Annotated in this window: 23 protein-coding genes and 3 tRNA genes; 9 read left to right on the forward strand and 17 right to left on the reverse strand. The window is 50.3% G+C overall.

Annotated elements, in window-relative coordinates; translation table 11 throughout:
• The first annotated feature begins 5 nt into the window (after positions 1-5).
• Together ilvA and CAGA_RS04660 are read left to right on the forward strand one after the other, a co-directional pair.
• Positions 6-1,202, forward strand: a complete 1,197-nt coding sequence (ilvA, locus tag CAGA_RS04655; RefSeq protein WP_135658303.1) for a threonine ammonia-lyase — start codon at positions 6-8, stop codon at positions 1,200-1,202.
• Positions 1,203-1,243: 41 nt separating this feature from the next.
• Positions 1,244-2,209 (forward strand): D-isomer specific 2-hydroxyacid dehydrogenase family protein, encoded by a 966-nt coding sequence (locus tag CAGA_RS04660; RefSeq protein WP_135658305.1) that lies wholly within the window; start codon positions 1,244-1,246, stop codon positions 2,207-2,209.
• 294 nt (positions 2,210-2,503) lie between these two features.
• Here CAGA_RS04660 and CAGA_RS04665 read toward each other — a convergent pair.
• The 17 genes from CAGA_RS04665 to rpmH form a co-directional block, all read right to left on the reverse strand.
• Positions 2,504-2,580, reverse strand: a tRNA-Val gene (locus CAGA_RS04665).
• Between the two features lie 44 nt (positions 2,581-2,624).
• Positions 2,625-2,699 (reverse strand) — tRNA-Glu (locus CAGA_RS04670).
• 5 nt (positions 2,700-2,704) lie between these two features.
• Positions 2,705-2,781 (reverse strand) — tRNA-Met (locus CAGA_RS04675).
• 224 nt (positions 2,782-3,005) lie between these two features.
• Positions 3,006-4,481 carry an IMP dehydrogenase gene (gene guaB, locus CAGA_RS04680; protein ID WP_135658307.1) on the reverse strand — a complete coding sequence of 492 codons (1,476 nt, stop codon included), beginning with the start codon at positions 4,479-4,481 and terminating at the stop codon, positions 3,006-3,008.
• A 126-nt stretch (positions 4,482-4,607) separates the two neighbouring features.
• Positions 4,608-5,363, reverse strand: a complete 756-nt coding sequence (locus tag CAGA_RS04685) for an acyl-[acyl-carrier-protein] thioesterase (protein ID WP_135658310.1) — start codon at positions 5,361-5,363, stop codon at positions 4,608-4,610.
• Between the two features lie 70 nt (positions 5,364-5,433).
• Positions 5,434-6,711 carry a serine--tRNA ligase gene (serS, locus tag CAGA_RS04690; RefSeq protein WP_135658313.1) on the reverse strand — a complete coding sequence of 426 codons (1,278 nt, stop codon included), beginning with the start codon at positions 6,709-6,711 and terminating at the stop codon, positions 5,434-5,436.
• 45 nt (positions 6,712-6,756) lie between these two features.
• Positions 6,757-7,614 (reverse strand): ParB/RepB/Spo0J family partition protein, encoded by an 858-nt coding sequence (locus CAGA_RS04695; RefSeq protein ID WP_135658315.1) that lies wholly within the window; start codon positions 7,612-7,614, stop codon positions 6,757-6,759.
• Between the two features lie 15 nt (positions 7,615-7,629).
• Positions 7,630-8,397 (reverse strand): ParA family protein, encoded by a 768-nt coding sequence (locus tag CAGA_RS04700; protein ID WP_135658317.1) that lies wholly within the window; start codon positions 8,395-8,397, stop codon positions 7,630-7,632.
• 297 nt (positions 8,398-8,694) lie between these two features.
• Positions 8,695-9,513 carry a ParB/RepB/Spo0J family partition protein gene (locus tag CAGA_RS04705; protein ID WP_243112942.1) on the reverse strand — a complete coding sequence of 273 codons (819 nt, stop codon included), beginning with the start codon at positions 9,511-9,513 and terminating at the stop codon, positions 8,695-8,697.
• Between the two features lie 164 nt (positions 9,514-9,677).
• On the reverse strand, positions 9,678-10,391 hold the full coding sequence (gene rsmG, locus CAGA_RS04710; RefSeq protein ID WP_135658321.1) for a 16S rRNA (guanine(527)-N(7))-methyltransferase RsmG: 714 nt from the start codon (positions 10,389-10,391) through the stop codon (positions 9,678-9,680).
• 1 nt (position 10,392) lies between these two features.
• Entirely contained in the window at positions 10,393-12,267 is a 1,875-nt protein-coding gene (mnmG, locus tag CAGA_RS04715; protein ID WP_135658323.1) for a tRNA uridine-5-carboxymethylaminomethyl(34) synthesis enzyme MnmG, read from the reverse strand.
• Between the two features lie 283 nt (positions 12,268-12,550).
• The gene (mnmE, locus tag CAGA_RS04720; protein WP_135658325.1) at positions 12,551-13,942 is read right to left on the reverse strand and encodes a tRNA uridine-5-carboxymethylaminomethyl(34) synthesis GTPase MnmE; all 1,392 of its coding nucleotides are present in this window, start codon (positions 13,940-13,942) and stop codon (positions 12,551-12,553) included.
• A 113-nt stretch (positions 13,943-14,055) separates the two neighbouring features.
• Positions 14,056-14,880, reverse strand: coding sequence for an RNA-binding cell elongation regulator Jag/EloR (gene jag, locus CAGA_RS04725; RefSeq protein WP_135658327.1), 825 nt, complete (start codon positions 14,878-14,880; stop codon positions 14,056-14,058).
• 63 nt (positions 14,881-14,943) lie between these two features.
• The gene (locus CAGA_RS04730) at positions 14,944-15,945 is read right to left on the reverse strand and encodes a YidC/Oxa1 family membrane protein insertase (protein WP_135658329.1); all 1,002 of its coding nucleotides are present in this window, start codon (positions 15,943-15,945) and stop codon (positions 14,944-14,946) included.
• 20 nt (positions 15,946-15,965) lie between these two features.
• Complete coding sequence (gene yidD, locus CAGA_RS04735; RefSeq protein ID WP_135658330.1) at positions 15,966-16,205, reverse strand: membrane protein insertion efficiency factor YidD; 240 nt, start codon at positions 16,203-16,205, stop codon at positions 15,966-15,968.
• Positions 16,202-16,534: a ribonuclease P protein component gene (gene rnpA, locus CAGA_RS04740; protein WP_135658332.1), complete on the reverse strand. Its 333-nt coding sequence runs from the start codon at positions 16,532-16,534 to the stop codon at positions 16,202-16,204. Before rnpA ends, yidD begins: the two co-directional genes overlap by 4 nt.
• A 76-nt stretch (positions 16,535-16,610) precedes the next feature.
• On the reverse strand, positions 16,611-16,745 hold the full coding sequence (gene rpmH / locus CAGA_RS04745; protein WP_135658334.1) for a 50S ribosomal protein L34: 135 nt from the start codon (positions 16,743-16,745) through the stop codon (positions 16,611-16,613).
• Positions 16,746-17,079: 334 nt separating this feature from the next.
• On the opposite strand from rpmH, the gene dnaA reads away from it, so the two are divergent.
• The 7 genes from dnaA (at position 17,080) to gyrB (ending at position 23,838) form a co-directional block, all read left to right on the forward strand.
• Positions 17,080-18,393 (forward strand): chromosomal replication initiator protein DnaA, encoded by a 1,314-nt coding sequence (gene dnaA / locus CAGA_RS04750; RefSeq protein WP_135658336.1) that lies wholly within the window; start codon positions 17,080-17,082, stop codon positions 18,391-18,393.
• 305 nt (positions 18,394-18,698) lie between these two features.
• On the forward strand, positions 18,699-19,805 hold the full coding sequence (dnaN, locus tag CAGA_RS04755) for a DNA polymerase III subunit beta (RefSeq protein ID WP_135658338.1): 1,107 nt from the start codon (positions 18,699-18,701) through the stop codon (positions 19,803-19,805).
• A 1-nt stretch (position 19,806) separates the two neighbouring features.
• Positions 19,807-20,025, forward strand: coding sequence for an RNA-binding S4 domain-containing protein (locus tag CAGA_RS04760; protein WP_135658340.1), 219 nt, complete (start codon positions 19,807-19,809; stop codon positions 20,023-20,025).
• Positions 20,013-21,089: a DNA replication/repair protein RecF gene (gene recF, locus CAGA_RS04765; RefSeq protein WP_243112945.1), complete on the forward strand. Its 1,077-nt coding sequence runs from the start codon at positions 20,013-20,015 to the stop codon at positions 21,087-21,089. The genes CAGA_RS04760 and recF overlap by 13 nt, the downstream gene beginning before the upstream one ends.
• A 12-nt stretch (positions 21,090-21,101) precedes the next feature.
• Positions 21,102-21,374, forward strand: coding sequence for an extracellular matrix regulator RemB (gene remB, locus CAGA_RS04770; protein WP_135658346.1), 273 nt, complete (start codon positions 21,102-21,104; stop codon positions 21,372-21,374).
• A gap of 19 nt (positions 21,375-21,393) precedes the next feature.
• A complete protein-coding gene (locus tag CAGA_RS04775; RefSeq protein ID WP_135658348.1) occupies positions 21,394-21,828 on the forward strand; it encodes an SIR2 family protein in 435 nt (144 codons plus the stop codon).
• A gap of 69 nt (positions 21,829-21,897) precedes the next feature.
• Entirely contained in the window at positions 21,898-23,838 is a 1,941-nt protein-coding gene (gyrB, locus tag CAGA_RS04780) for a DNA topoisomerase (ATP-hydrolyzing) subunit B (protein WP_135658350.1), read from the forward strand.
• The last annotated feature ends 20 nt before the right edge of the window (positions 23,839-23,858 follow it).

The following is a 23,858-nucleotide window of genomic DNA, read 5'->3' on the forward strand; positions in this document are numbered from 1 at the left end:
TCGTTATGTTGACATTAGATAAAGTTTATCATGCCGCTTCTGTTTTAAAGGATGTGATCCGTAAAACAGATTTAATCCACGCCCCGCGCATTTACCCGGAAAGCCAGATTTACTTAAAGACCGAAAACTTGCAGATAACCGGCTCGTTCAAGGTGCGAGGCGCCTACTACAAAATCTCACAGCTTACAAAAGAGGAAAAAGCAAAGGGAGTCATCGCCTGTTCCGCCGGAAACCACGCGCAGGGCGTTGCGCTCGCGGCGCAGAAAAACGGAATTCGGTCGCTGATCTGTATTCCTGACGGCGCGCCAATTTCAAAGGTTGAGGCGACCAAGAGCTACGGTGCGGAGGTATGCCTTGTAAAAGGGGTGTACGACGACGCCTATAAAAAGGCGTGTGCGCTTCAAAAAGAGAGCGGCGCGGCCTTCATCCATCCGTTTAACGACCCCGATGTGATCGCGGGTCAGGGGACGATTGGATTGGAAATTTTAGAACAGCTTCCCGATGTGGACGCGGTGATCGTTCCGGTAGGAGGAGGCGGACTGATTTCCGGCGTCGCCTTCGCCATAAAATCCATGAATCCGAAATGCAAGGTTTACGGGGTGCAGGCCAGCGGCGCGCCGAGCATGGCGAAATCGCTGGAGGATCATAAAATAGAGGAGCTTAAGAGCGTATCCACCTTTGCAGACGGTATTGCGGTAAAATGCCCTGGAAACCTGACCTACGACTTCTGTTCCAAGTATGTGGATCAGGTTGTTACTGTAACGGACGACGAAACCGCAACCGCGATACTCACGCTGATAGAACAGCACAAGCTGATTACGGAAGGCGCGGGAGCGGTCGCTGTGGCGGCGTCCATGTTCAACAAGATTGACATCAAGGGGAAAAAAGCAGTTTGCCTTCTTTCCGGTGGAAATATTGATGTGACCATTCTTTCCAAGGTTATCAGCCGCGGCCTTCTGAAAGCGGGGCGTTTGGGCGATCTGACCATTGAAACAATGGACAGACCCGGCCGGATTAAGGAGATTTCCGCGATTATCGCCGACCATGGCGCAAATGTGGTAAGTATCCACCATGACCGAATGATGGAAAATATGGGCGTAAACGCCTGCTCTGTGAAGGTTCGGATGGAAACAAGGAATCACGAACACAGGAAGCAAATCTGCGAGGCAATTGCCGACGCGGGATACCATGTTATCCCTTAGGGAAACCAAATCTAGCATATACAAATCAAAGGAGTAGCAAAATGAAAATCCTGGTCTACAGCTGCAGAAAAGACGAAGCGGAATATTTTCGAAAATTCAGCGAACAGCATCAAGTGGAAGTCACGCTATGCAAAGAGGCGCCAACGCTTGAAAATGCAGATATGGCAAAGGGCTATGAATGTATCAGCATTTTAACAAACAAGATCAATGCGGAATTAATGGAGAAGTTTCATAACGCCGGCGTGAAATTCATTTCCACAAGAACGATCGGATATGATCATATTGACATTGACGCCGCAAAGAAGCTGGAAATCCAGGTGGCAAACGTAGCGTATTCCCCTTACAGTGTGGCTGAATATACCGTCATGCTGATTCTGATGGCAATCCGTAAAATCAAAACTATCTTGGCGCGTAGCAATATACAAGATTACTCATTGGATGATGGAGTGCAGGGAAAACAACTGCATAATTTAACGATTGGGGTAATCGGTACCGGAAGGATCGGCCGGACAGTAATTCAATGTTTGCGCGGTTTTGGCTGCAAAGTGATTGCCTATGATATAAATCAAAATGCAGAAATCGCGAAGGATGTTGCGTACGTCCCGCTTGCGAAGCTTTTTGCAGAGAGTGATATTATAACGCTGCACGCACCTGCGACGAAGGAAAATTTCCACTTGATTAATAAGGATTCGATCGCGCTGATGAAGGATGGCGTATATATTGTGAACACAGCCCGGGGCTCCCTGATTGACACAAAGGCTTTGATTGACGCAGTAGAAAAGAAAAAAATCGGTGGTGCGGCTTTGGATGTAATGGAACAGGAGTCGGACCTCTATTATCATAATTTAAAGAGCGAAATATTGGACAACCGGGAACTTTCCCTCTTAAATTCCTTTCCGAATGTCATAATTACGCCGCATACAGCGTTTTATACCGATCAGACAGTCAGCGATATGGTGGAGCATTCCATCTTAAGCTGTATTTCCTTTATACAGAAAGATCTATGATTTACGCAGCCAGAAAAAAACCGGCGTAAGCCGCCGGATTTACACAAAACGAAGTGGAAGAATGTACGCCCGCAGGCGTGCACGCCAAACCGCTTTGGGGATTTTTCCTATTTTATTAAGAAGGGGCTAGGCTTGCTCGGAGTCAACACCACCTTCGCCCCCATCTTTCCCTGCACGCCCCAAGAGCCTACGGATCTGCTAGACAGGGGGTGTTTTTCCTGCCTAAACCGGGGATTCCCGCCAAGCCCTTAGCCCGCAAAAAGAGACAGCACTCAAATGAGTGCTGTCTCTTTTTGGTGGACACAAGGGGACTCGAACCCATGACCTCTCGCGTGTGAAGCGAGCGCTCTAACCAGCTGAGCTATGCGTCCATATGAAATATACCCCCGAACTTCGAGGGTACATCTGTTTTTTATGGTGACCCGGACGAGATTCGAACTCGTGAAACCGCCGTGAAAGGGCGGTGTCTTAACCGCTTGACCACCGGGCCGTATATGGTAGCGGCAATTGGATTTGAACCAATGACACTCCGGGTATGAACCGAATGCTCTAGCCAACTGAGCTATGCCGCCATCTATCTCCGCTTTAAAATTCAAAGCGGAGCGTTTTATATTATAACCGATAATGCTGTGTTTTGTCAACACATTTTTGCAAAATATTTGAAATTCTAAATATTTCTTCTTCCGTCCGGTATTTCCCGGGAAAAAGAGACGAATCCGATACAGAAATCCTACCTTCCCCAGAATTGTAGTAAACGGTTTTAGAATCCTATTTGTATATTTTTATAAGATTATACTTACTGGATTGAATAGTTCGGCGCTTCCTTGGTAATTTGAATATCGTGCGGATGGCTTTCCCTTAGGCCGGCGCCCGTAATACGGACAAACTGAGCCTTTTCATGCAGTTCTTCAATGTTTCTGCAGCCGGTGTAGCCCATGCCGGCACGGATACCGCCCACCATCTGGTAAATGGTATCAGAGAGCGGCCCCTTGTACGGCAGACGGCCCTCGACGCCCTCCGGAACCAGCTTTTTCTGATCCTGCTGGAAGTAGCGGTCCTTACTGCCCTGTCCCATCGCGGCAAGGCTACCCATTCCGCGGTAGACCTTGAACTGACGGCCTTGGTACAACTCGGTTTCACCGGGGGATTCCTCGCAGCCCGCGACCAGCGAGCCGACCATGACGACATTTGCGCCGGCGGCGAGCGCCTTAACAATATCGCCGGAGTACTTAATGCCGCCGTCCGCAATCACCGGAATATCGTATTTCGCGGCGACACAGGCAGAATCGTAAACAGCAGTGATCTGCGGCACACCGATGCCGGCGACAATACGGGTGGTACAAATGGAGCCCGGCCCCATGCCGACCTTAATGCAATCCGCGCCCGCTTCAATAAGGGCCTCTGTGGCCTCTCCTGTCGCGACATTTCCCGCGATGAGCGGTAAGTTGGGAAACGCCTTTTTCACGCGTCTGACGGCTTCTATGACGTCCTTATTGTGCCCATGGGCGGAATCGAGCGCAACAACGTCAACCTGTGCCTTTACCAGCTCGGCAACACGCTCAAGAACATCGCCCGTCGCGCCAATCGCCGCGCCGCAAAGCAGGCGGCCACCCGTGTCCCTCGCGGAATTCGGGTAACGCACCGCTTTTTCAATATCCTTTATGGTAATCAAACCCTTGAGGTTGCCCTGGTCGTCAACGATCGGCAGTTTCTCAATACGGTGCTTGCGCAGAATTTCCTGCGCCTGCGCAAGGGTTGTCCCAACCGGAGCCGTAACAAGGTTTTCCTTTGTCATTACGGCGGAAATCGGCTGGTCGTAATCCTCTTCGGTCATAAAGCGTAAATCGCGGTTTGTAATAATGCCCACCAGCTTGCCGTTTTCACAGATCGGCACGCCGGAAATATGGTATCTCGCCATAATCTCATTCGCATCATGCACGTAATGCTGAGGAGAAAGGAAGAACGGGTCCACAATAACACCGTTTTCCGAACGCTTTACCCGGTCCACCATGTCGGCCTGCATTTCAATGGACATATTCTTATGAATAATGCCAATGCCGCCTTCACGGGCGATCGCAATCGCCATGTTGCTTTCCGTAACGGTATCCATGGCGGCCGTCATCAACGGCGTGTTCAGCTTGATGGTTTTCGTAAGCCGGGTGGTTAAATCCACCTCCTTGGGCAATACGTTGGATTCAGCCGGGATCAGCAGAACATCGTCAAACGTCAGGCCTTCCTTTGCAAATTTTTCCGAGTAATTTGTGTTTAACATGTTTTCCTCCTGTCACATTTTTGCGCGCCGCAAACCGCTTTCCGCGCCGCTTTTTTCTCTTGTTATTTTAATATATTTTGATATTATATCATTACGCGCATACAATTTCAACTGATTATTTTCGAATTATACGGGCTTTCCATCCATTGGAAGTAGCGTCGCCGTCGCGGTGAATCCGCAGCCGCGCGCATTGCCCCCCTTCATCATGACAAATCCGTCTTTTCTTGCGGCGTAAATCTTCAGAACATCGCCCAGCGCGCTCTCATTAATGTAATTAATCTGCACCTCGGCGTAACGGAAGGCATCGTGCCCGCCCGGCAGAAAATCCGTTACAATATCCCCGTAAACGGTATTGTTCAAATGGCAGTTGTAATCAAGGTCGGAATAACGAATCGGCCTTTCCCCCACGAAAGGCAGATCCTCCGGTATTTCGGCTTTCGGCACCCGATCCTCCGGAGCTACCTTTTCGCCGGAAAATACCCCGTAATCCAGAAATTTTTTCGGGCGAAGAATTTTGTGCGAATTCGGGTCGGCCGTGACGGAGGTCTGCATCACGTCAATAATCTGCTCGTCCCCGCTGTAAATCTTGAAGTCACGGTAAAACTGCGCGCCGCACACCCCGCGCGGATGCGTTTTTATTGTTACCTCTTCGTTACGCAACGGCATCCGCTTAATTTTCATCCGGTTTGTAATCAGCAGAAACACCATGCCGTCCTCGTACAACTTTTCATAGCTCAAGCCAACAATATCGAGATGCTGTTCGCTTGTTTCCTGGCACATGCGCATCAGGAAGCTGAGCTTCATCTGCCCTTGCGCGCCGATCTCATAGCTTGCGACGCGCACTTTCCGGGAATACTCTCTGATCAAATCCGTCTTGTCCATATGTGATACCTCATTGTTATGTAAAATGACACCCCCTGCGGCGTTTTCTCCCGCGGGGGGGCAGTTTCTCTTATTTTATAATATCGCAACCCATAAACGGACGCAGAACCTCCGGCACGGTTACGCTGCCGTCGGCGTTCTGATATTGCTCCACAATGGCGGGGATCACGCGGCTGGTCGCAAGACCGGAAGCGTTCAGCGTATGGACGAACTGAAGCTTCTTGTCCGCGCCGCGGAACTTCACATTGCCTCTTCTGGCCTGATAATCCCTTGCGTTGGAAGCGGAGCTGACCTCCTTGTAAATCCCCATACTCGGAATCCAGACTTCAATATCGTAGGTGCGCGCCATTGAGAAGGAGCAATCGCCTGCGGCGAGCTTGCTCAGGCGGTAATGCAAACCAAGTTGCTGTACGAGCCTCTCCGCTTTTTCAACAAGCTCCGCAAAAGCTTCGTCAGACTTGTCGGGCGCGGTGTACTGCACCATTTCGACTTTATTGAACTGGTGGCCTCGAATCATGCCGCGCTCCTCGGAACGGTAGCTGCCGGCCTCCCTGCGGTAACAGGGGGTGTACGCAATGTATTTGCGCGGAAGCTCGTCTAGTGAAAGCACCTCGTCGCGGTGCAGGTTGACCAGAGCGGTTTCCGCGGTCGGAAGCATGAATTTTTTATCGTTGCTGGTCGGATTCTGAATCCAGTAAACTTCTTCGGTAAATTTCGGGAACTGCCCGGCAACGTAGCCGCACTCATAGTTCAGCATATGTGGCGGGAGGATCAGCTCGTAGCCGTCCTTCAGATGCTCGCTGATAAAGAAGTTTAACAAAGCCCATTCCAAACGCGCACCCATACCGCGGTATACCCAGGAACCGGCGCCAGCCAGCTTCGCGCCGCGCTGGTAGTCGATCATGCCAAGGTTTTCGCAGAGATCCACATGGTTTTTCGGCTCAAAATCGAATTTCGGCTGTTCCTTGTAAAGGCGGATGGGCTTGTTGTTTTCCTTGCCGCCCTCCAGAAGGTCGTCGTCCGGCATATTCGGTAGGGACAGCAGCAGCGTTTTCTGCTTTTCTTCCAGCTCGCCCAGCTCGCTGTCCGCTGCCTTAATCTGTTCGGAAAGGGTTTTCAGCTCCGCCATTAACTGGGTGGTATCTTCCCCAGCTTTTTTCATTTGTGGAATTTTCTTTGTGGCCGCATTCTGTTCCGCCTTCATTTTTTCCACTTTTCCGGTCACTTCGCGGCGTTCCTCGTCAATTTTGAGAATATCATCCACCAGAGCGTCCACATCAATACAGCGTTTTTTCGCACCGGCTTTAATTTTTTCCGGATTGCTGCGAATCAATTTAATATCAAGCATTGTTTTATTACTCCTTTTTATTCTGTTTTATTTTCCACCGTTTGGCTAATTATTGTTGAAAAGTTTTACGAGCTCGCTCAAATCCTCTTCCCCGTAGAACTCGATTTGCAGGACGCCGCGCTTTTTTGTGCCGCTCACCTGTACCTTGCGGCCCAAATGCTCGTTCAGCGCAAGCTCGACTTCGCTGAAATACCGCGGCTTCTTCTTTGCCTTCGGTTCCGGCTCGGCTTGTTTCAGGCGTTCGTTTGCCTTTTTTGCCAGCTTTTCCAGCTCGCGCACCGAAATTCCCTGTTCCGCAGCCAGCTTCGCCGCCTTCAACATTTCCGATGGATTCGAGAAACTGAGCAATGTGCGAGCGTGCCCGGCGGAAAGCTTTCCGGAATGCACCATATCCAGGATTTCTTTCGGCAAATTCAAAAGCCGGAGCGCGTTTGCCACCGTCGGCCGGGATTTTCCCACGGTTTTTGAAACTTCCTCCTGTGTCAAGCCGTAGTTCTCCATCAAAGACTGGTAGCCCTGCGCTTCTTCAATGGGATTCAGATCCTCACGCTGCAAATTTTCAATGAGTGCAAGCTGCATTACCTCGCTGTCGGTCATTTCCCGGATCACCGCAGGTACTTCGGAAATACCCGCCATGCGCGCGGCACGCCAACGGCGTTCCCCCGCAACAATCTGGTAGCCGCCGACAATCGGCCGAACCAGAAGCGGCTGCAAAACGCCGTGCTGTGAAATGGAGTCGGCAAGCTCGGCGAGCGCTTCTTCGTTAAAATCTTTTCTGGGCTGCGCACGGTTCGGTTCAATTTCGCTTATTTTAAGGGAGACCGCTGCGTTGCGGTCTCCGGTATCGTTTTCCGCGAAAATCGCGTCCAGGCCTTTTCCAAGGCCGCGTTTTTTTGCTGCCATCTCTTCTTCCCCCCGCTATCTCTTATTCAAATCCAGAATTTCCTCCGCTAGTGCGTCGTAAGCCAGCGCCCCACGGGAGCTTTTATCGAAGTACTGGATGGGCTTTCCGAAGCTCGGCGCCTCGGAAAGGCGCACGGTGCGCGGCACCACGCTTGCAAACACCTTGCGCGGGAAGTATTTCTTCACTTCTTCCACAACCTGCTGCGTCAGGTTCAGCCTGCCGTCGTACATTGTCAGCAGAACGCCTTCAATGTCAAGCTGGGAATTGTACTGCCGCTTTACGCGGCGAACCGTATTCATAAGCTGGGACAGGCCCTCCAGCGCGTAATATTCGCATTGGATCGGCACCAGAAGCGTATCAGCCACCGTCAGCGCGTTGGTCGTAATCAGGCCGAGCGAGGGCGGACAGTCGATAAAGATAAAATCGTATTGATCCCGGAACGGAACCAACGCGTTTTTCAGAATGGATTCGCGGTGTTCAAGCGAAACCAACTCGATTTCAGCCGCCGCCAGGTCCATGCTGGACGGAAGTAGATCCAGATTGCTGAATTCCGTAGGAATGATTACATCTTTTGCATTCGCTTCGCCGATCAGAACCTCGTAAACTGTGTTTTCCAGCGCGCGGCGGTCCGCACCGACACCACTGGACGCATTGCCCTGCGGGTCAACATCCACAAGCAGGGTTTTCTTTCCCTTCATGCCCATTGCAGCGGAAAGGTTAACCGATGTTGTGGTTTTACCGACGCCGCCCTTCTGGTTGGCAATCGCGATAATTTTTCCCATTCTTTTCCCTCCCGAAGCGGGTTTCTGTCCCGCCGGATCATCGCTGAAAAAAACGGAACCCCCTTTTCGGGTATCCGTATAGAATGGTACTATTATAACACGCTTTTTCCCTAAGATAAAGTAGTTATGACATATGTTGGGGAAATCTCTGCCTTTCTGCTCCACAGAGCCGGATTTTTCTATAAATTCGCAGCGGAACAGCCAATGTTTCATGTGAAACAAAGCAGGCCGAACTTGCGTCCGGCCTACCTTGTGGGAAATGATATAGGGAAATAGGAGTAAAAACTTATAATTTTTTTAAGCAGGCTTTTTTCCGCCAGAAGTCGCCTGTGCCTTCGGAATACGAACTAGACATTCGATGTATTCGTCCGTCTCGCTTTTCAGCGTCTGCGCATTGATTCCGCTTTGCCGCATGGTCTCAATCGCATGGTTGATCGTATTCAGGAAAATGCGGACATCCTTCACCACAACGGTGCGTTTTGTCTTCTTCGGCTTCTCGTTTCCTTGCAGGAAATTGTCAATCAGCTCCTCCGCCTGTTTTACATTGCAGTCGCGGGCAATAATCAGATTCAACGCGTTTTTGCGCAGGACTTCATCTTTAATCCGCAAAAGCGCGCGTGCATGGCGTTCCGTAAGGCCGTTTTCGGTGATTTTCTCCCGTTCCTCTTTTGTAAGCTTTAAAAGCCGAAGTTTGTTTGCAAGCGTGGATTGGCTTTTGCCAAGCCGTAAAGCAGCTTCTTCCTGAGTCACATTCCATTGCTCGATAAGCTGGCGGATTCCCTCCGCTTCCTCAAAAATTTGCAAATCCTGTCTTTGCAGGTTTTCGGTCATGGCAAGAACCGCGCTTGTTTCAGGGGAACAGTCGTTGATAATGCAGCCTACTGTGGTCAGCCCGGCGATTTTACATGCTCGGAGCCTGCGTTCTCCTGCAATCAGTTCGTAGCCGTCTTTTACGCGGCGAACCGTAATCGGCTGGAGCAAGCCGTTGGTACGAATGCTGCGCGACAGCTCCAAAAGCTCCTGTTCGCTGAAAACCTTTCGCGGCTGTGCCGGATTTGGGTGAATAGAGTTGATAGGAATCTGCACTACTTTACACGATTCATTGAATAAATGCAAAATTACCGCCCCCTGCTCGTCCCTTTTTAATAAGGATAGCATGCTGGGCGGCAATAATTTGTAATATTATGGCAACCAAGAGAAATATCTTTTTGTTCTATTTTGGCGGTTCGTGATGATTCCCTGCCATTTACCCGGAAATCTGTATTTCCGAAGCACGTAATCTACAGGGGATTCTTTGAAATTTTTGCCCCATGGCGGGGATACAGATCCGGCAAAGGCTCGGTGCGCCGGATAAAAATCAAGCTCCTCCGGTCGCCGTCCGGCAACGTAAATTTTTCAATTTTCGCCAGTTCGCAGCCCAAAAGCGCAATTGCCTTCTTTGCTTCTTCGGTTTCTTGCTCCGGCTCCAGCCCTTTCATGGCGACAAAGGTTCCTCCCATTTTCAGAAACGGCAGGCAGTATTCGCAAAGAATGTTTAACGGCGCGACAGCGCGTGCGGTTGCAAAATCGAATTTCCCGCGGAACGGTTTCTGCCGCCCGGCTTCTTCTGCACGCGCATGAACCAGCTCGGCCTGCAAATGCAGATGACCGAGCACATCTTTTAAAAAGATAAGCCGTTTGTTCAAGCCATCCAGCAGGGTCAGTTCCAGTTCCGGACGCATAATTTTCAGCGGCACACCAGGAAAACCCGCGCCGGTGCCGACATCGATCAGCTTTGCGTTTGCCGGAAGCTTCAGATACTTCAAAATCAGGATACTGTCCAGAAAATGCTTTTCCGCAACCTCACGTGGCTCTTTGATGGCCGTTAGATTCATTTTCTCGTTCCAATTCAACAATTGTTCCATGTATTGTTGAAAACTTTCCGCTTGTCCTTTGTTGATCTCTATTCCCATGCTCTGTGCGGATGAAATCAGCAGGGCTTGAATATCCTCCATGTTACGCCTCCTTCTTGCGAGCAAGCCAGATCAGCAGCACGGATATGTCCGCGGGGCTAACCCCAGAAATGCGCGAAGCCTGTCCAACGCTGGAAGGTTTTACCTTGGAAAGCTTTTCCTGCGCTTCGCTACGCAGCCCGGAAATCTTCGTGTAATCAATATCCTGCGGAAGCTTTTGCGCTTCGAGCCGCCGCATCTCCGCAATATCCGCTTTCTGCCGTTTAATATACCCCTCATACTTGATTTCTATTTCTACGTTTTCAAATACCGCAGCCGGCAAATCGGGGCGGCTCAGATCGACCTCTTTTAAGCATTCGTAGTTTAGCTGCGGCCTGCGAAGCAGATCCGACAGCCGCACACCGGTCGTTACCGGCGATGTTTCATGTGAAACAAGTATCCTGTTCAGAGCCTCGGACGGCGGAAGGACGGTACTTTTCACACGTTTGCGCTCCTCTTCCTTCTGCTTTTGCTTTAACTTGAAACGCTCCCAACGTTCGTCTGAAATCAGCCCGATTTTCCGCCCGATTGGGGTCAGGCGCTCATCGGCGTTATCCTGCCGGAGAATCAAACGGTATTCGCTCCGAGATGTCATCATGCGGTAAGGGTCGGTAACGCCCTTTGTAATCAGGTCGTCCACCAAAGTCCCTATATAAGAACCAGCGCGGTCGAGAATCATCGGCTCCCTGCCCTGTATTTTCAGCGCAGCATTGATTCCAGCAACCAATCCCTGCGCGGCGGCTTCCTCGTAACCGGAGCTTCCGTTAAACTGTCCCGCTCCGTAAAGCCCTGGGAAATCCATAAACTCCAAGCTCGCATTCAACTGGAGCGGGTCAACGCAGTCGTATTCAATCGCATAAGCGCTGCGCATAATCTGAACATGCTCCAAACCCTTAATGGAGTGATAGAAAGCAATCTGCACATCTTCGGGCAGAGAAGAACTCATGCCCTGCAAATACATTTCCTCAGTATCCAGGCCGCAAGGCTCGATGAAAAGCTGATGGCGCGGCTTGTCCCGGAACCGCATAATCTTATCCTCAATGCTCGGGCAGTAACGCGGGCCGATACCCTCGATTTTCCCGCTGTACATCGGGGAACGGCCGATATTTTCCAGAATAATCTGCTTGGTTTTTTCATTTGTCCAGGAAATATGGCAAACCGCGCGGTTCTTCGGCGGCGTCAACGTGTCATAGGAGAACGGGATAACCGGCTCGTCCCCGTACTGCACTTCCAGATCCGTAAAATCAATGCTGGACTTTAAAACACGCGCAGGTGTGCCGGTTTTAAAACGGCGCAGGCGCAGACCCAGTTTTTTCAGCGAAGCACCCAGAAACGCAGCGGGGAACATTCCGTCCGGGCCGCTTTCATAGGAAACGTCACCAATATAAATTTTCCCGCCCAAAAAAGTTCCCGTTGCGATAATCACCGCTTTCGCGCGATAGACCGCGTCCATGCGCGTAACGAGCTGCCATATGCCGTTCTCTTCGCGGGTAAGCTCCACAACCTCCGCCTGCTTCATATGCAGGTTCGGCTGAAGCTCCAATTTATGCTTCATCACCTTGCTGTATTCACGGCGGTCGATCTGCGCACGCAGGGAATGGACGGCCGGACCCTTTCCCAAATTCAGCATCCGGCTTTGCAGCGTTACCGCGTCCGCAGTTTTTCCCATTTCTCCGCCCAGCGCATCGATTTCCCGCACAAGGTGCCCCTTCGCCGTACCGCCGATCGACGGATTACAGGGGCAGTTGCCAACGGCGTCCATATTGATTGTAAAAACACAGGTGCGGCAGCCAAGGCGCGCAGAAGCAAGCGAGGCTTCAATCCCCGCGTGCCCTGCGCCGATGACCGCTACATCATATTCACCAGCATTGTATCGCATAATCGTTCCTCCTATATCCTATCACCGGAAAGCGCAATCAAACAATAAATATTGCGTGCAGGCTTTAAAAAGCCTGCGGGTTTTTGGGCGGCGCCCCGCCTCCCGTTTGCTTTCGCCCGCGTAGGAAGGGGAACGAAAGCGCCTATCAGACTGCTTTCGTTCGGGGAACCCTCTCCGGAATTTCCACCCGGCGCGCGTACAGTTTGCCAAATTCCATATATTTCTCCGCAGGCGTATTCCATTATAAACCAGTATTCGGTTCTATTCCCAATTCCGCGCCAACCTATTTCCCAACGCAAAAATTATGAAAAACGGAATCGACGACCGCTTCGGTCGCGCGTTCCCCGGTCAGTTCCAACAGAGCGGAAATCGCACCCTCAATGGAAACCGTTACCGCGTCAAGCGTCATTCCGCTCTCCACAGCCACGATCGCTTCGCTGACGCTGTCCTCGGCGCGGCGCGCCGCGTCGCGCTGGCGTTCCGTAAACAGGATCCCATCCGCCGGATTCAATCCTGCTGTGTGCAAAAGCTCCGCTACCGCGTTCTTTAACTGCTCCAATCCTTCGCCGGACAGAGCAGAAATATATACTATTTGTTTAAAATTTTCTTTAATATACTTTATGTCTATTTTTATCGGGAGATCGCTTTTATTGACAACCGCAATTGCCGGCGACCGGAGGACAAAGGAAACCAGTTCCCGGTCTTCATCGTTCAGCTCCTGCGAGGAATCAAAAACCGCCAGAATAAGCTGGGCTTCCCGGATTCTTTCGCGCGCGCGCTCCACACCGATTCGCTCGACCGGGTCTTCGGTCAGGTGAATTCCGGCCGTATCGGAAAGGCGGAGCGGGATATCCCCGAGAATGACGGTATCCTCCACAATGTCGCGCGTAGTTCCTGCATATTCGGTAACGATGGAGCGCTCACATCCGGAAAGCAAGTTCATCAACGTGGATTTTCCCACGTTTGGGCGGCCGGCGATTACTGTAACAACACCCTCCCGGATTGCGCGCCCCGCTTCGAACTGGCTTAGAAGACGCTCCAGTTCTCCTTTTACTGAGCAAAGGGTTGCATGCAGGGAACCTTCATTGACCTCCGGAATATCCTCTTCCGGATAATCTGCCCAAGCGGACAGATGCCCGGCCATCTGAAGCAGGCTTTCGCGGATTTGCCGGATTTTCTTTTCCAGAGCGCCGTCATGCCCGGCCAGCGCGGCCTTTGCAGCCTGCTCCCCCTGCGCGCCGATTAACTGCATGACGGATTCTGCTTCGGTCAGCCCGATTTTGCCGTTCAAAAATGCCCGTCGCGTGAATTCGCCAGGCCCGGCGGGTACAGCGCCGGCGGCAAACACCGCTTTCAGCACGCGGCGCAAAATATACAGCCCGCCATGGCAGGAAAGCTCCACAACATCCTCGCCAGTAAAACTTGCTGGTGCGGTAAAATTCAGGGCGATTGCTTCGTCAATATCCTCATCCCCGTCGTGAACCCTGCCGTAAAGGGCGGTATAGCCCTTTATATCGTCCAGCGTTTTTCCGCGGCTTGAAGTAAACACTTTTCCTGCAATCTTCCGTGCATCCGGTCCGGAAATACGGACAATCCCAATCCCGCCCGGTGCCTGCGGCGTGGAAATCGCCGCGATCGTCTTTGAAGAAGTATTGTAAATACTTTTGTTTTCCATAAGGTACCTCATCGCCTTATCCGCGCGAAGCGCGGGAAAAATTTAAAATTTTATACAAGATATTTCCAATTTCAACGAAAAGAAACGGGCGATTCTGCGAACCGCCCGTCAAATCATTCTTTTTTTAAGTCGATACGGCCGTAAAGCGGAGCATCCTTATCGCTCTTCGGCGCCGATTTCACAGAAGGGCGCGACGGCTGCGTACTGTTCTGCGCCGACTTCGGCGACCGATTACCGTAACCAGGCCGCGGCTTTTCCCCATACGAACGGCGCTGGCCCTTATTGTAGTTTCTCCGTGGAAGCGGCCGCTCGCCGGCTTCCGGCCCGATCACAACATGGCGGGCAAGGTCTTCACCTTCCGACCAAGACTTCGCCCCTTCCACCGTCTGCACTGCGGTATGGATAATCCGCCGCTCGTACGGATTCATCGGCTCCAAAGAGGCGTTGCGCCCGGTTCTCACCGCTTTGGCGGCGATTCTCTTACCCAAAACTTCAAGTGTTTCTCTGCGTTTCTCACGGTAATTTCCAATGTCAAGCGTAATCCGGTAATAGGTATTGTCGATATGGTTTGCCACAAGTCCCGCTAAGTACTGGAGAGCGTCGAGCGTTTCTCCGCGGTGACCGATAATAAAGCCGATATCGTCCCCGGAAAGGGAAAGCTGCGCGCCGTTCTCTTCCTCAGTGATTTGAATATCCACCGAAGAAAGGCCCATATGTTCCAGAATTTTTTTCAAATACTCCGCAGCAGCTTCTGCGGGGCTGGTTTTCACAAAAACCCTTACCTTTGCCGGGCTTCCGCCGAAAAGACCGAATGTCTTTTTTGTAGGCATTTCCAGAATTTCAAAATCCGCATCATAGGTTTCCACACCGAGTTCCCTGCATGCGGCTTCTCTTGCCAGTTCTACCGTCTCACCGGTTGCAATCGCTTCTCTTATCACGGTATTACCTCCCCCGGGTGTTTACTCGTTTTTCTTAAACTTAATGATTATACGAATGCTTCCTTACGCTTTTGGTTTCCTGTTTTTTCCCGCCTTGCCTTTTCCTGTTTCAGCCGGCACAGAAACTGCCGGGATTCTCTCCATTTTTGCTTCCTCCTGCTCCAGCAGGGCGATTCGCTGCGCCTCGGCCTTCGCGTTCAAATCTGCCGGACTGTACCAGATATTCAGGATAAGCGTCTGTAAAAATCCGGTAAGGGTCGAAATAATCCAGTAAAAACCGACAGCCGCCGGCAGGGTGCAGGCCAACCATGCACTAAACAAAGGCATGAAATAAAACATATATTTCATGCAACCTTCCTGCTGCTGCATCCCGGGCTGCATTTTCATCATGAAATACTGTGTGACCAAAGAGGAAACAAGGCACAGCACCGGAATAACCCAAAGATTTGAGCGGAACAGCGTTCCGAAAATATTGGCGCCATCGCTGGGCGTATCGAGAAGATTCATACCCAGAAACTGGAATCCATGGCTGAAAGATTCTATTTTCTTAAGCTCGTCCCCGCTAAACATGGTGAGATGGGGCTTTAAATCCGCAAAATGCTTAACAATTTCGATCTGTGCATACTGGGCGTTGAAATTTGCGCCAACTCCCGGAATCATCTTCAACATGGCAACCGCTTTGTTGATCCCATCCGCAGAAAGGTGCAACGCGTTTGAGAGCGGATTCTGAACGGTATAGAACAGACCGATCATAATCGGGAACGGAATAAAGGTGGTAAGGCACCCGCCGGTTGGGTTTACGCCTTCCTTTTCATAAAGCTTCTGCGTTTCCTGTTGAAGCTTCAGCCGATCGTTGCCGTATTTCTTCTGCAATTCTTTCTGCTTAATCGCCAGCCTGCTGCTGGCGGCCAACGATTTCTGCTGTTTGATGGAAAAGGGGAACATCAGGATTTTCAATACGATGGTGAATAAAATAATGGCGATTCCATAGTTCTGAATCAGGGTATAAAAAAACCAGAGCAGATAACCGAGAATGTTCCCGAAAAAATTAAAAAAATCGTACATATAAGCAGTACTCCTCTATTCTATCTATCATGCTTATCGCTTGTCCGTTTTTCCGGAACAGGGTCGTACCCTCCCCGGCTGAACGGATTACAGCGTAATATGCGAAACAAAGCGAGCCAAAATCCCTTAAAGGCGCCGAAGCGCTCAATAGCCTGAATTGCGTAATTTGAACAGGTGGGATAATATTTGCAGCAAGGCCTTTTATACGGCGAAATTCCTTTCTGATAAAACCGTATCAGCCAGATCAACGGGCGTTTCATTTCATGACCCCCGCTTTTTTAAGCTGCGCCGAAAGCGCACGGACGATTTCCGTGCTTTTCACATAAGGGGTTTTCCCCCTTGCAACAAAAATAAAATCGTATCCCGGCTTTATGCTGGGTGCCAAAATCCGGAAAGCTTCGCGGATTACGCGGCGGGCCCTATTCCTTTTCACAGCATTTCCAATTTTCTTTGTGGTCGTAATGCCAACCCGTATATTTTTCCTCCGGTTTTTCAAAACATATGTTACAACCACAGGGCTGACAAAAGATTTCCCTTTTGCATAAATCCTGCAAAAATCCTTGTTTTCTTTAATTGATAGAAAATCCATCACTTTAAACCCGCACCGCATTTCTTTTCCCAAAATCGGGAGCTAAAAAGAAAGGCCACATTGCGTGGCCCTCTGCTTAATAGCTCAAACGTGCTCTGCCCTTAGCTCTGCGGCGGGCCAAAACTTTGCGGCCGTTTCTTGTGGACATTCTCTTTCTGAAGCCGTGCTCCTTTTTCCTATGGAGCTTCTTTGGCTGATATGTTCTCAGCATAAAAACCCTCCTTTCGGGGTACAAACCTTGCAATATAGCATTATATATTAAGAATGCGCAAACTGTCAACCTATAATTTGTCGCCTGAGCCCAGGAAAAATCTTTCAGGGGGCAATTTTGCAATTTATCTAATTATATTATTCAATATACCACATTTTAGTTTAAAATAAAAGGAAAATAAAAAAATTTTATCGTCTATGGTTTTCCTCACGCGCGCGATACAATATAGTGTGTCTGAATCCGAAATTGAAATTTGAAAAGCCGATCGTTTTGTGGTAATATTAATTGTGTTATGCCTAAGAGTATAAATATTTGTTAAAATGAGGTTTATAAGATGGAATCCTTTACCGAGGTATGGAATCTGGTCTGCGATTACTGTAAAAGCAAGATCACGGAAATTGCGTATTCGACCTGGATCAAGCGTATCGAACCGGTTACTCTTGACTTCGCACAGGGTGTCGCGGTGCTGAAGGTTCCGAATGAACTGCACCGACAGACAATCAAACATTATTATATCGATATGCTGGAAGAAGCGTTCGCACAAATTTTCGGCCAGAAAATCCAAATTCGCATCTGCACACCGGACGAAGCCGGAATCGAAAAGCAGAATGACGAAACCCCGGCCATCAACGATGACTATGAGTTTACGTTCGACACCTACATTGTCGGCCCTTCCAATAAATTCGCACATGCGGCATCCATGGCTGTTGCAAGCAAGCCGGCAACCTTATATAACCCTCTTTTTATTTACGGAAATTCCGGATTGGGCAAAACCCACCTTCTTTACGCGATCTGCAACGAAATCAGCCATACGCATCCGGAAATGAATATTATTTATATCAAGGGCGACGACTTTACGAACGAACTCATCGAAGCGATCCGCCGCGGTACCACCGCCGAATTCCACAACAGGTACCGGAAAGCGGATGTATTTCTGGTCGACGATATCCAGTTTATAGCTGGAAAAGATTCAACGCAGGAGGAATTTTTCCATACATTTAATACCTTATACGAAGCAAAAAAGCAAATCGTACTGACTTCCGACCGGCCGCCGAAGGATATCGCCACGCTGGAGGAACGCCTTTTAACCCGTTTCGAGTGGGGGCTGACGGCCGATATTCAGCCGCCTGATTTCGAAACACGCATTGCTATTATAAAAAGGAAAGCAGAACTTCTGGAAATTGATATGTCGGACAGCGTTGCCGAATACATAGCGAACCGCCTGAAGAATAATATCCGTCAGCTTGAAGGCGCAGTGAAAAAAATGAAAGCCTACTTTTTGCTGGCGGGTGAAAGCCCGAGCATCACAACGGCGCAGGCGGCTATCAGCGATATCATCAACAACGATCAGCCCACGCCGCTGACCGTCGAAAAAATCATCGACGAAGTAGCGCGCACATTCGGAACCTCCAGCGATGACATCCGCTCGTCGAAACGCTCGGCAAACATTTCCAGCGCACGGCAGGTCTCTATGTATGTCGTAAGGGAAATTACCCAGCTTCCGATGACCTCTATCGGCAAGGAATTCGGCGGGCGCGACCATTCCACCGTTGTTTACGCCATACAGCAGGTCGAAAAGGGAATCGCCAAAGACCCCAAATTCAAAGCGACAGTAGAAGATATTGTCAAAAATATACGCGACCGTTAAAATGTGCAAAGTTTCTCCACATTTAAACAATCCGGGGGAAAACGCAATTTTTTTATTTTTCTCTTTCCACGAATTATTTAACAAGTTTTCAACATTCCCCACAGAGTTTTCAACATGCGGTTAAAAACTCAAATTTTAATACGCAATGTTAACGAAGAGTTAACAAGGAAATCACAGGAAAAATTCCCGAAAAAACCCGATGTAGCCTAAAAGACGCAAAGCTTTCAACTTTTCCCCGCCCCCTACTACTCTTACTAAAATAAAATCATTTATTTCTATTATAAACGGAAACAAAAGGTGAGATTATGAAAATTATCTGCAAACAGCAGCAGCTAAACGAAGCTGTGTTGAATATTCAGCGCGCAGTATCCGCCAAGTCCTCGGTTCCCGCTCTGGAAGGAATCCTCCTTTCCGCAGAGGAAAGCGAAATTACACTATGCGGATACGACCTGGAGCTTGGGATGAAAACCAAGATCGAAGCAAAAGTGGAAGAAAAAGGAAGAATCGTCCTAAGCGCACGCCTGTTTGGTGATATTGTCCGTCGTCTTCCGGCCGACGATGTCCACCTTTCCGTAGACGATAAAAACATCACAAAGATTCAAAGCGGCCCGGCGGATTTCTCTATTGCCGGAATTCCGGCGGAGGAATACCCCGAACTGCCCAGCATTACGGGGGAAACCTCCATCAAGATCGCCAACTGTACGCTGAAAAGCATGATTCGCCAGACGATTTTCGCCGTTGCGGAAAGCGACGCTAAGCCGATCCATACTGGAACCCTGTTTGAGCTGGACAAAAATAAAATCCGGCTGGTTTCCGTCGACGGGTACCGCCTTGCTCTGCGGGAGGAAACCGCAAAATGCGAGGAGGAACTGAACTTTGTGGTTCCTGGCAAAACGCTGCAGGAAGTGATGAAGCTTCTGAGCGACGATGACGAAGAACTGGAAATCCTCATCGGGCGGCGGCATATTTTATTCCAAATTGGCAGCTACTGTGTCATTTCCCGCCTGCTGGAAGGGGAATTCCTGGATTACCGCGCGGCGATTCCGAACACAAGCGCTATGGAGATCCTTGTTTCCACTCGTTCGTTTATCGAAAGCGTGGAGCGTGTTTCGCTGATTATCACCGACCGGCTGAAAAGCCCGGTTCGCTGTTTATTTGAGGATAATGAAATCAAAGTTTCTTGTTCCACTTCCATCGGCCGCGCAAGCGACCAGCTCCCCGCGAAAATGGAGGGTGAGCCTGTGGAAATGGGTTTCAATAACCGGTACCTTCTCGACGCACTTCGGAATACCGAGGGCGACGAGATGAAAATACAGCTCAACGGGGCATTAAGCCCAATGAAAATTTTACCGCGGGAAGGCAATTCCTATCTGTTTCTGGTATTGCCTGTCCGCCTGAAGAGCGAGGCTTGATATGAAAACAGAAAAAATAGCGATCAATACGGAATTTATCCGTCTTGACGCGCTTTTAAAGCTTGGCGGTGCGGTAAACACCGGCGGCCAGGCAAAGTTCGCGGTACAAAACGGTGAAGTAAAGGTCAACGGCGAAGTCTGCACGATGCGCGGCAAAAAGATGCGCCCCGGCGATAAAGCGGAATTCCATTCTGTAATCTATGAGGTGTGCAAAGGGTGATCATCCGCCGCCTGGATTTTGAAAATTACCGGAACCTGAAAGCCGGGCAGATGGAGCCGCACGCCGGCGTCAACCTCATCAGCGGGCCGAACGCGCAGGGAAAAACCAATCTTTTGGAAGCAATCTGGCTTTTTACGGGTGGGCGCTCCTTCCGGGGGGCGAAAGACGCCGATCTGGTTCTGCGCGGGGAGCGGAGGGCGGAAGTTAACATCGGTTTTTTCTGCGAAGAACGCGAACAAACGGCGCAGATCGCTATTTTGAACGGGCGTAGGAACGCCGTTTTAAACGGCGTTCCTCTGAAACGGGCTTCCGGGCTGATCGGGCGTTTTTTCGCCGTGCTCTTTTCACCGGAGCATCTTTCGCTGGTGCGAGAAGGCCCGTCCTTCCGGCGCAATTTTATCGACGCGGCCCTTTGCCAAGTAAAACCCGGATACGCCGCGCTTTTATCCCGTTACAACCGGACGCTTGTCCAGCGCAACGCGCTTTTAAAGGAAATTCCCCGGCATTCCGCACTTCTGGATACGCTCGATGTCTGGGATGAACGGCTCGCGGCCCTCGGCGAAAGCGTGATGAAGGGCAGAGCCGGCTATCTTGAGAAAATAAGAGGACCGGCGCAAAAAATTTACGCCGGGATTAGTCAAAATAAAGAGAACATCCAACTGGAATATCAGAAAAGCGCCGAAGACCTGAAACAGGCGCTGTATGCTTCCCGCCGCGACGATATTGCCACGGGCCACACAAATTTCGGCCCCCATCGCGACGATATGGAAATCACGATCGACTCTCTGTCCGCGCGAACCTTTGGCTCGCAGGGGCAGAAGCGTTCCGTTGTGCTTGCCTTAAAGCTTGCGGAGGCAGAGCTGCTTTTTCGTGAAACCGGCGAAAGGCCGGTGATCCTTCTCGACGATGTTATGAGCGAGCTGGATTCCGGAAGGCAGGATTACCTGCTGAACCATCTGACCGATTGTCAGGTTTTTATTACCTGCTGCGAACCCGACGCGGTAAAACAGCTTCGGGATGGCATCCTGTTTTTTATGGACGGGGGCGTCCTAAGCAAAAAATGAGAGGTTTTTCTTATGTATCTTCATCTTGGGCAGGACACAGTGATTAAAGTGAGTGATATTGTGGGCATATTTGATATTGAGACTTCTACCATTTCCAATACGACCCGCGATTATCTTTCCGCCGCGCAGAAAGCGGGAAGGGTTGTGAATGTTTCCATGGAAATGCCAAAGTCCTTTGTGCTTTGCCGCGATAAAAACAACAGGGTGAATGTATATATCACACAGATTTCCTCCGTAACCCTTCTGAAACGGACGGGTTTTATGGACGAAATTGCAAATGTATGAAAGATCAGGTGTAAGTGAAATGAAAAAATTCCGAAAGGCTAGATGTCCGCACTGCGGAAAGAAACTGGGCTTTCTTCAAACCTGGTCCATTAAAACGCAGGGAGAATTCAAATGCCCAAAATGCGGCGGCTTTTCCGATATTGAACTGGACCCCTCGACTTATGGGCTGTCTATTTTTGCAATTATTCTGAGCGGGCTGATTTACCTTATCCATATGCTTTCCGTAAAATCGCTCAGCCTTTCTTCGATTTTTCTTGCCGTGCTGCCTTATCTCGCGTTTTATCTTCTTTCGGTTTACCTTGTCCGGTTGCGGAAACCGGAAACCGGCAGAAGAGCGCCGGCGCAGCCCCGCGCTGCTTACGCGGTGCCCCAAAACCGGTATGCCAGCAGGCCGCGGGACCCGAACATCGACAAGACGATTGTTGTCGGTAACGTTTCCAAATACAGAAGATAGCAATTGCTTTTTATGATTGAGTAAAAGTATTTTATATATACAAATTGTATAATAACTGGAGGGTTAAACTTGGAGTTTAGCGAGATTACGCAGTCAGGACAGAAATACGACGAAAATCAAATACAGGTACTTGAAGGTCTGGCCGCGGTCCGGAAGCGCCCGGGAATGTATATCGGCTCCACCGGCCCGCGGGGATTGCACCATCTTGTTTATGAAATTGTAGACAACGCGATTGATGAAGCGCTTGCCGGTTTTTGTGATAAAATCGAGGTTCAGATTTTGCCTGGAAATGTCATCAGCGTTACCGACAACGGGCGCGGCATTCCGGTCGGCATTCAGCATCAGTTGGGAATCCCCGCCGTGACCGTTGTTTTCACCGAGCTACACGCTGGCGGAAAATTCGGCGGAGGAGGATACAAAGTTTCCGGCGGCCTGCACGGCGTCGGCGCTTCGGTTGTCAACGCGCTTTCCGAATGGCTGGAAGTCGAAGTTTACAACGAAGGAAAAATTTATTACCAGCGCTTCGAGCGCGGCAAGGCGGTAACGGAGCTGGAGCAGCGCGGCGATACCGCCCTTACCGGAACGCATGTCACCTTTAAACCGGACGCGGAAATCTTTCAGGAAACCACGGTTTACGATTATGAAACGCTTCAGACCCGGCTGCGCGAGCAGGCGTTTTTAAATGCTGGCATCCATATTACGCTTTCCGATTTGCGCGACCCGGAAAATCCGGTGAGCAACAGCTATTGCTACAGTGGCGGCATCAGCAGCTTCGTGGAGTATATCAATAAGAAAAAAGCCGTGGAGGTTATCCACCCCGATATCATCCATTTCACTACCACGGCGCCGGATGGCTCCGCTTCGGCCGAGGTCGCTATGCAATATAATGATTCTTACAACGAACTTATGCTTTCTTTCGCCAACAATATCCATACGACGGATGGCGGAACGCATGAGGAAGGTTTTAAGCGCGCGCTCACCCGTGTCATGAACGATTACGCGCGTAAATATAATATTCTCAAAGAAAATGATAAAAACCTTTCGGGCGATGATGTCCGCGAAGGTTTGACGGTTATTATCAGCGTAAAAATGAAGGACGCCCAGTTCGAGGGCCAGACCAAGGCGCGTTTGGGCAATACGGAAATCGGCACACTGGTCAGCAACCTGATCAGCGAAAAGATGGCGACATATCTGGAAGAAAACCCCTCCACCGCAAAGGCGATTTTCGACAAGGCGATGGCTGCCTCCCGCGCGCGCGACGCCGCCCGGAAGGCCCGCGACCTTGTCCGCCGCAAGTCCGCATTGGAAAATGCCGCCCTGCCCGGCAAGCTGGCCGACTGCCAGAGCCGCAACCCGGAGGAAACGGAAATTTACATCGTCGAGGGTGATTCCGCCGGAGGCTCCGCAAAAGGTGGACGCGACCGCAGGTACCAGGCGATCCTGCCACTTTGGGGCAAAATGCTCAACGTGGAAAAGGCCCGGCTTGACAAAGTGTACGGCAACGAAAAGCTGCAGCCGGTCGTTACCGCGCTTGGCTGCGGAATTGGTGATGAGTTTGACATAAGCAAGCTTCGTTACGGGAAAATTATTATTATGGCCGATGCCGATGTCGATGGCTCCCATATCCGTACCCTGCTGCTGACATTTTTCTTCCGTTTCATGAAGCCGCTTGTGGAAGAGGGGCATATTTACCTTGCCCAGCCGCCCCTTTACCGGCTGACCAAAGGAAAAAATCATTACTATGCGTACAGCGACGCCGAACGCGACCGCAAAATGGCGGAGCTTGGCAGCAATTATGAAATTCAGCGTTACAAAGGTCTTGGTGAAATGGACGCCGAACAGCTTTGGGAAACGACCATGAATCCGGAGACCCGTATTATGTTGCGCGTCGAAGTGGAAGATGCCGCAGCAGCCGACGAAGCCTTCACCGTTTTGATGGGTGACAAGGTGGAGCCGCGCCGTGAATTTATTGAGAAAAATGCAAAATATGTACAGAATCTGGATGTCTGACCCTGTTGGTTTTACGATGT

The organism is Caproiciproducens galactitolivorans, from assembly GCF_004768785.1.
Lineage (GTDB): Bacteria > Bacillota > Clostridia > Oscillospirales > Acutalibacteraceae > Caproiciproducens > Caproiciproducens galactitolivorans.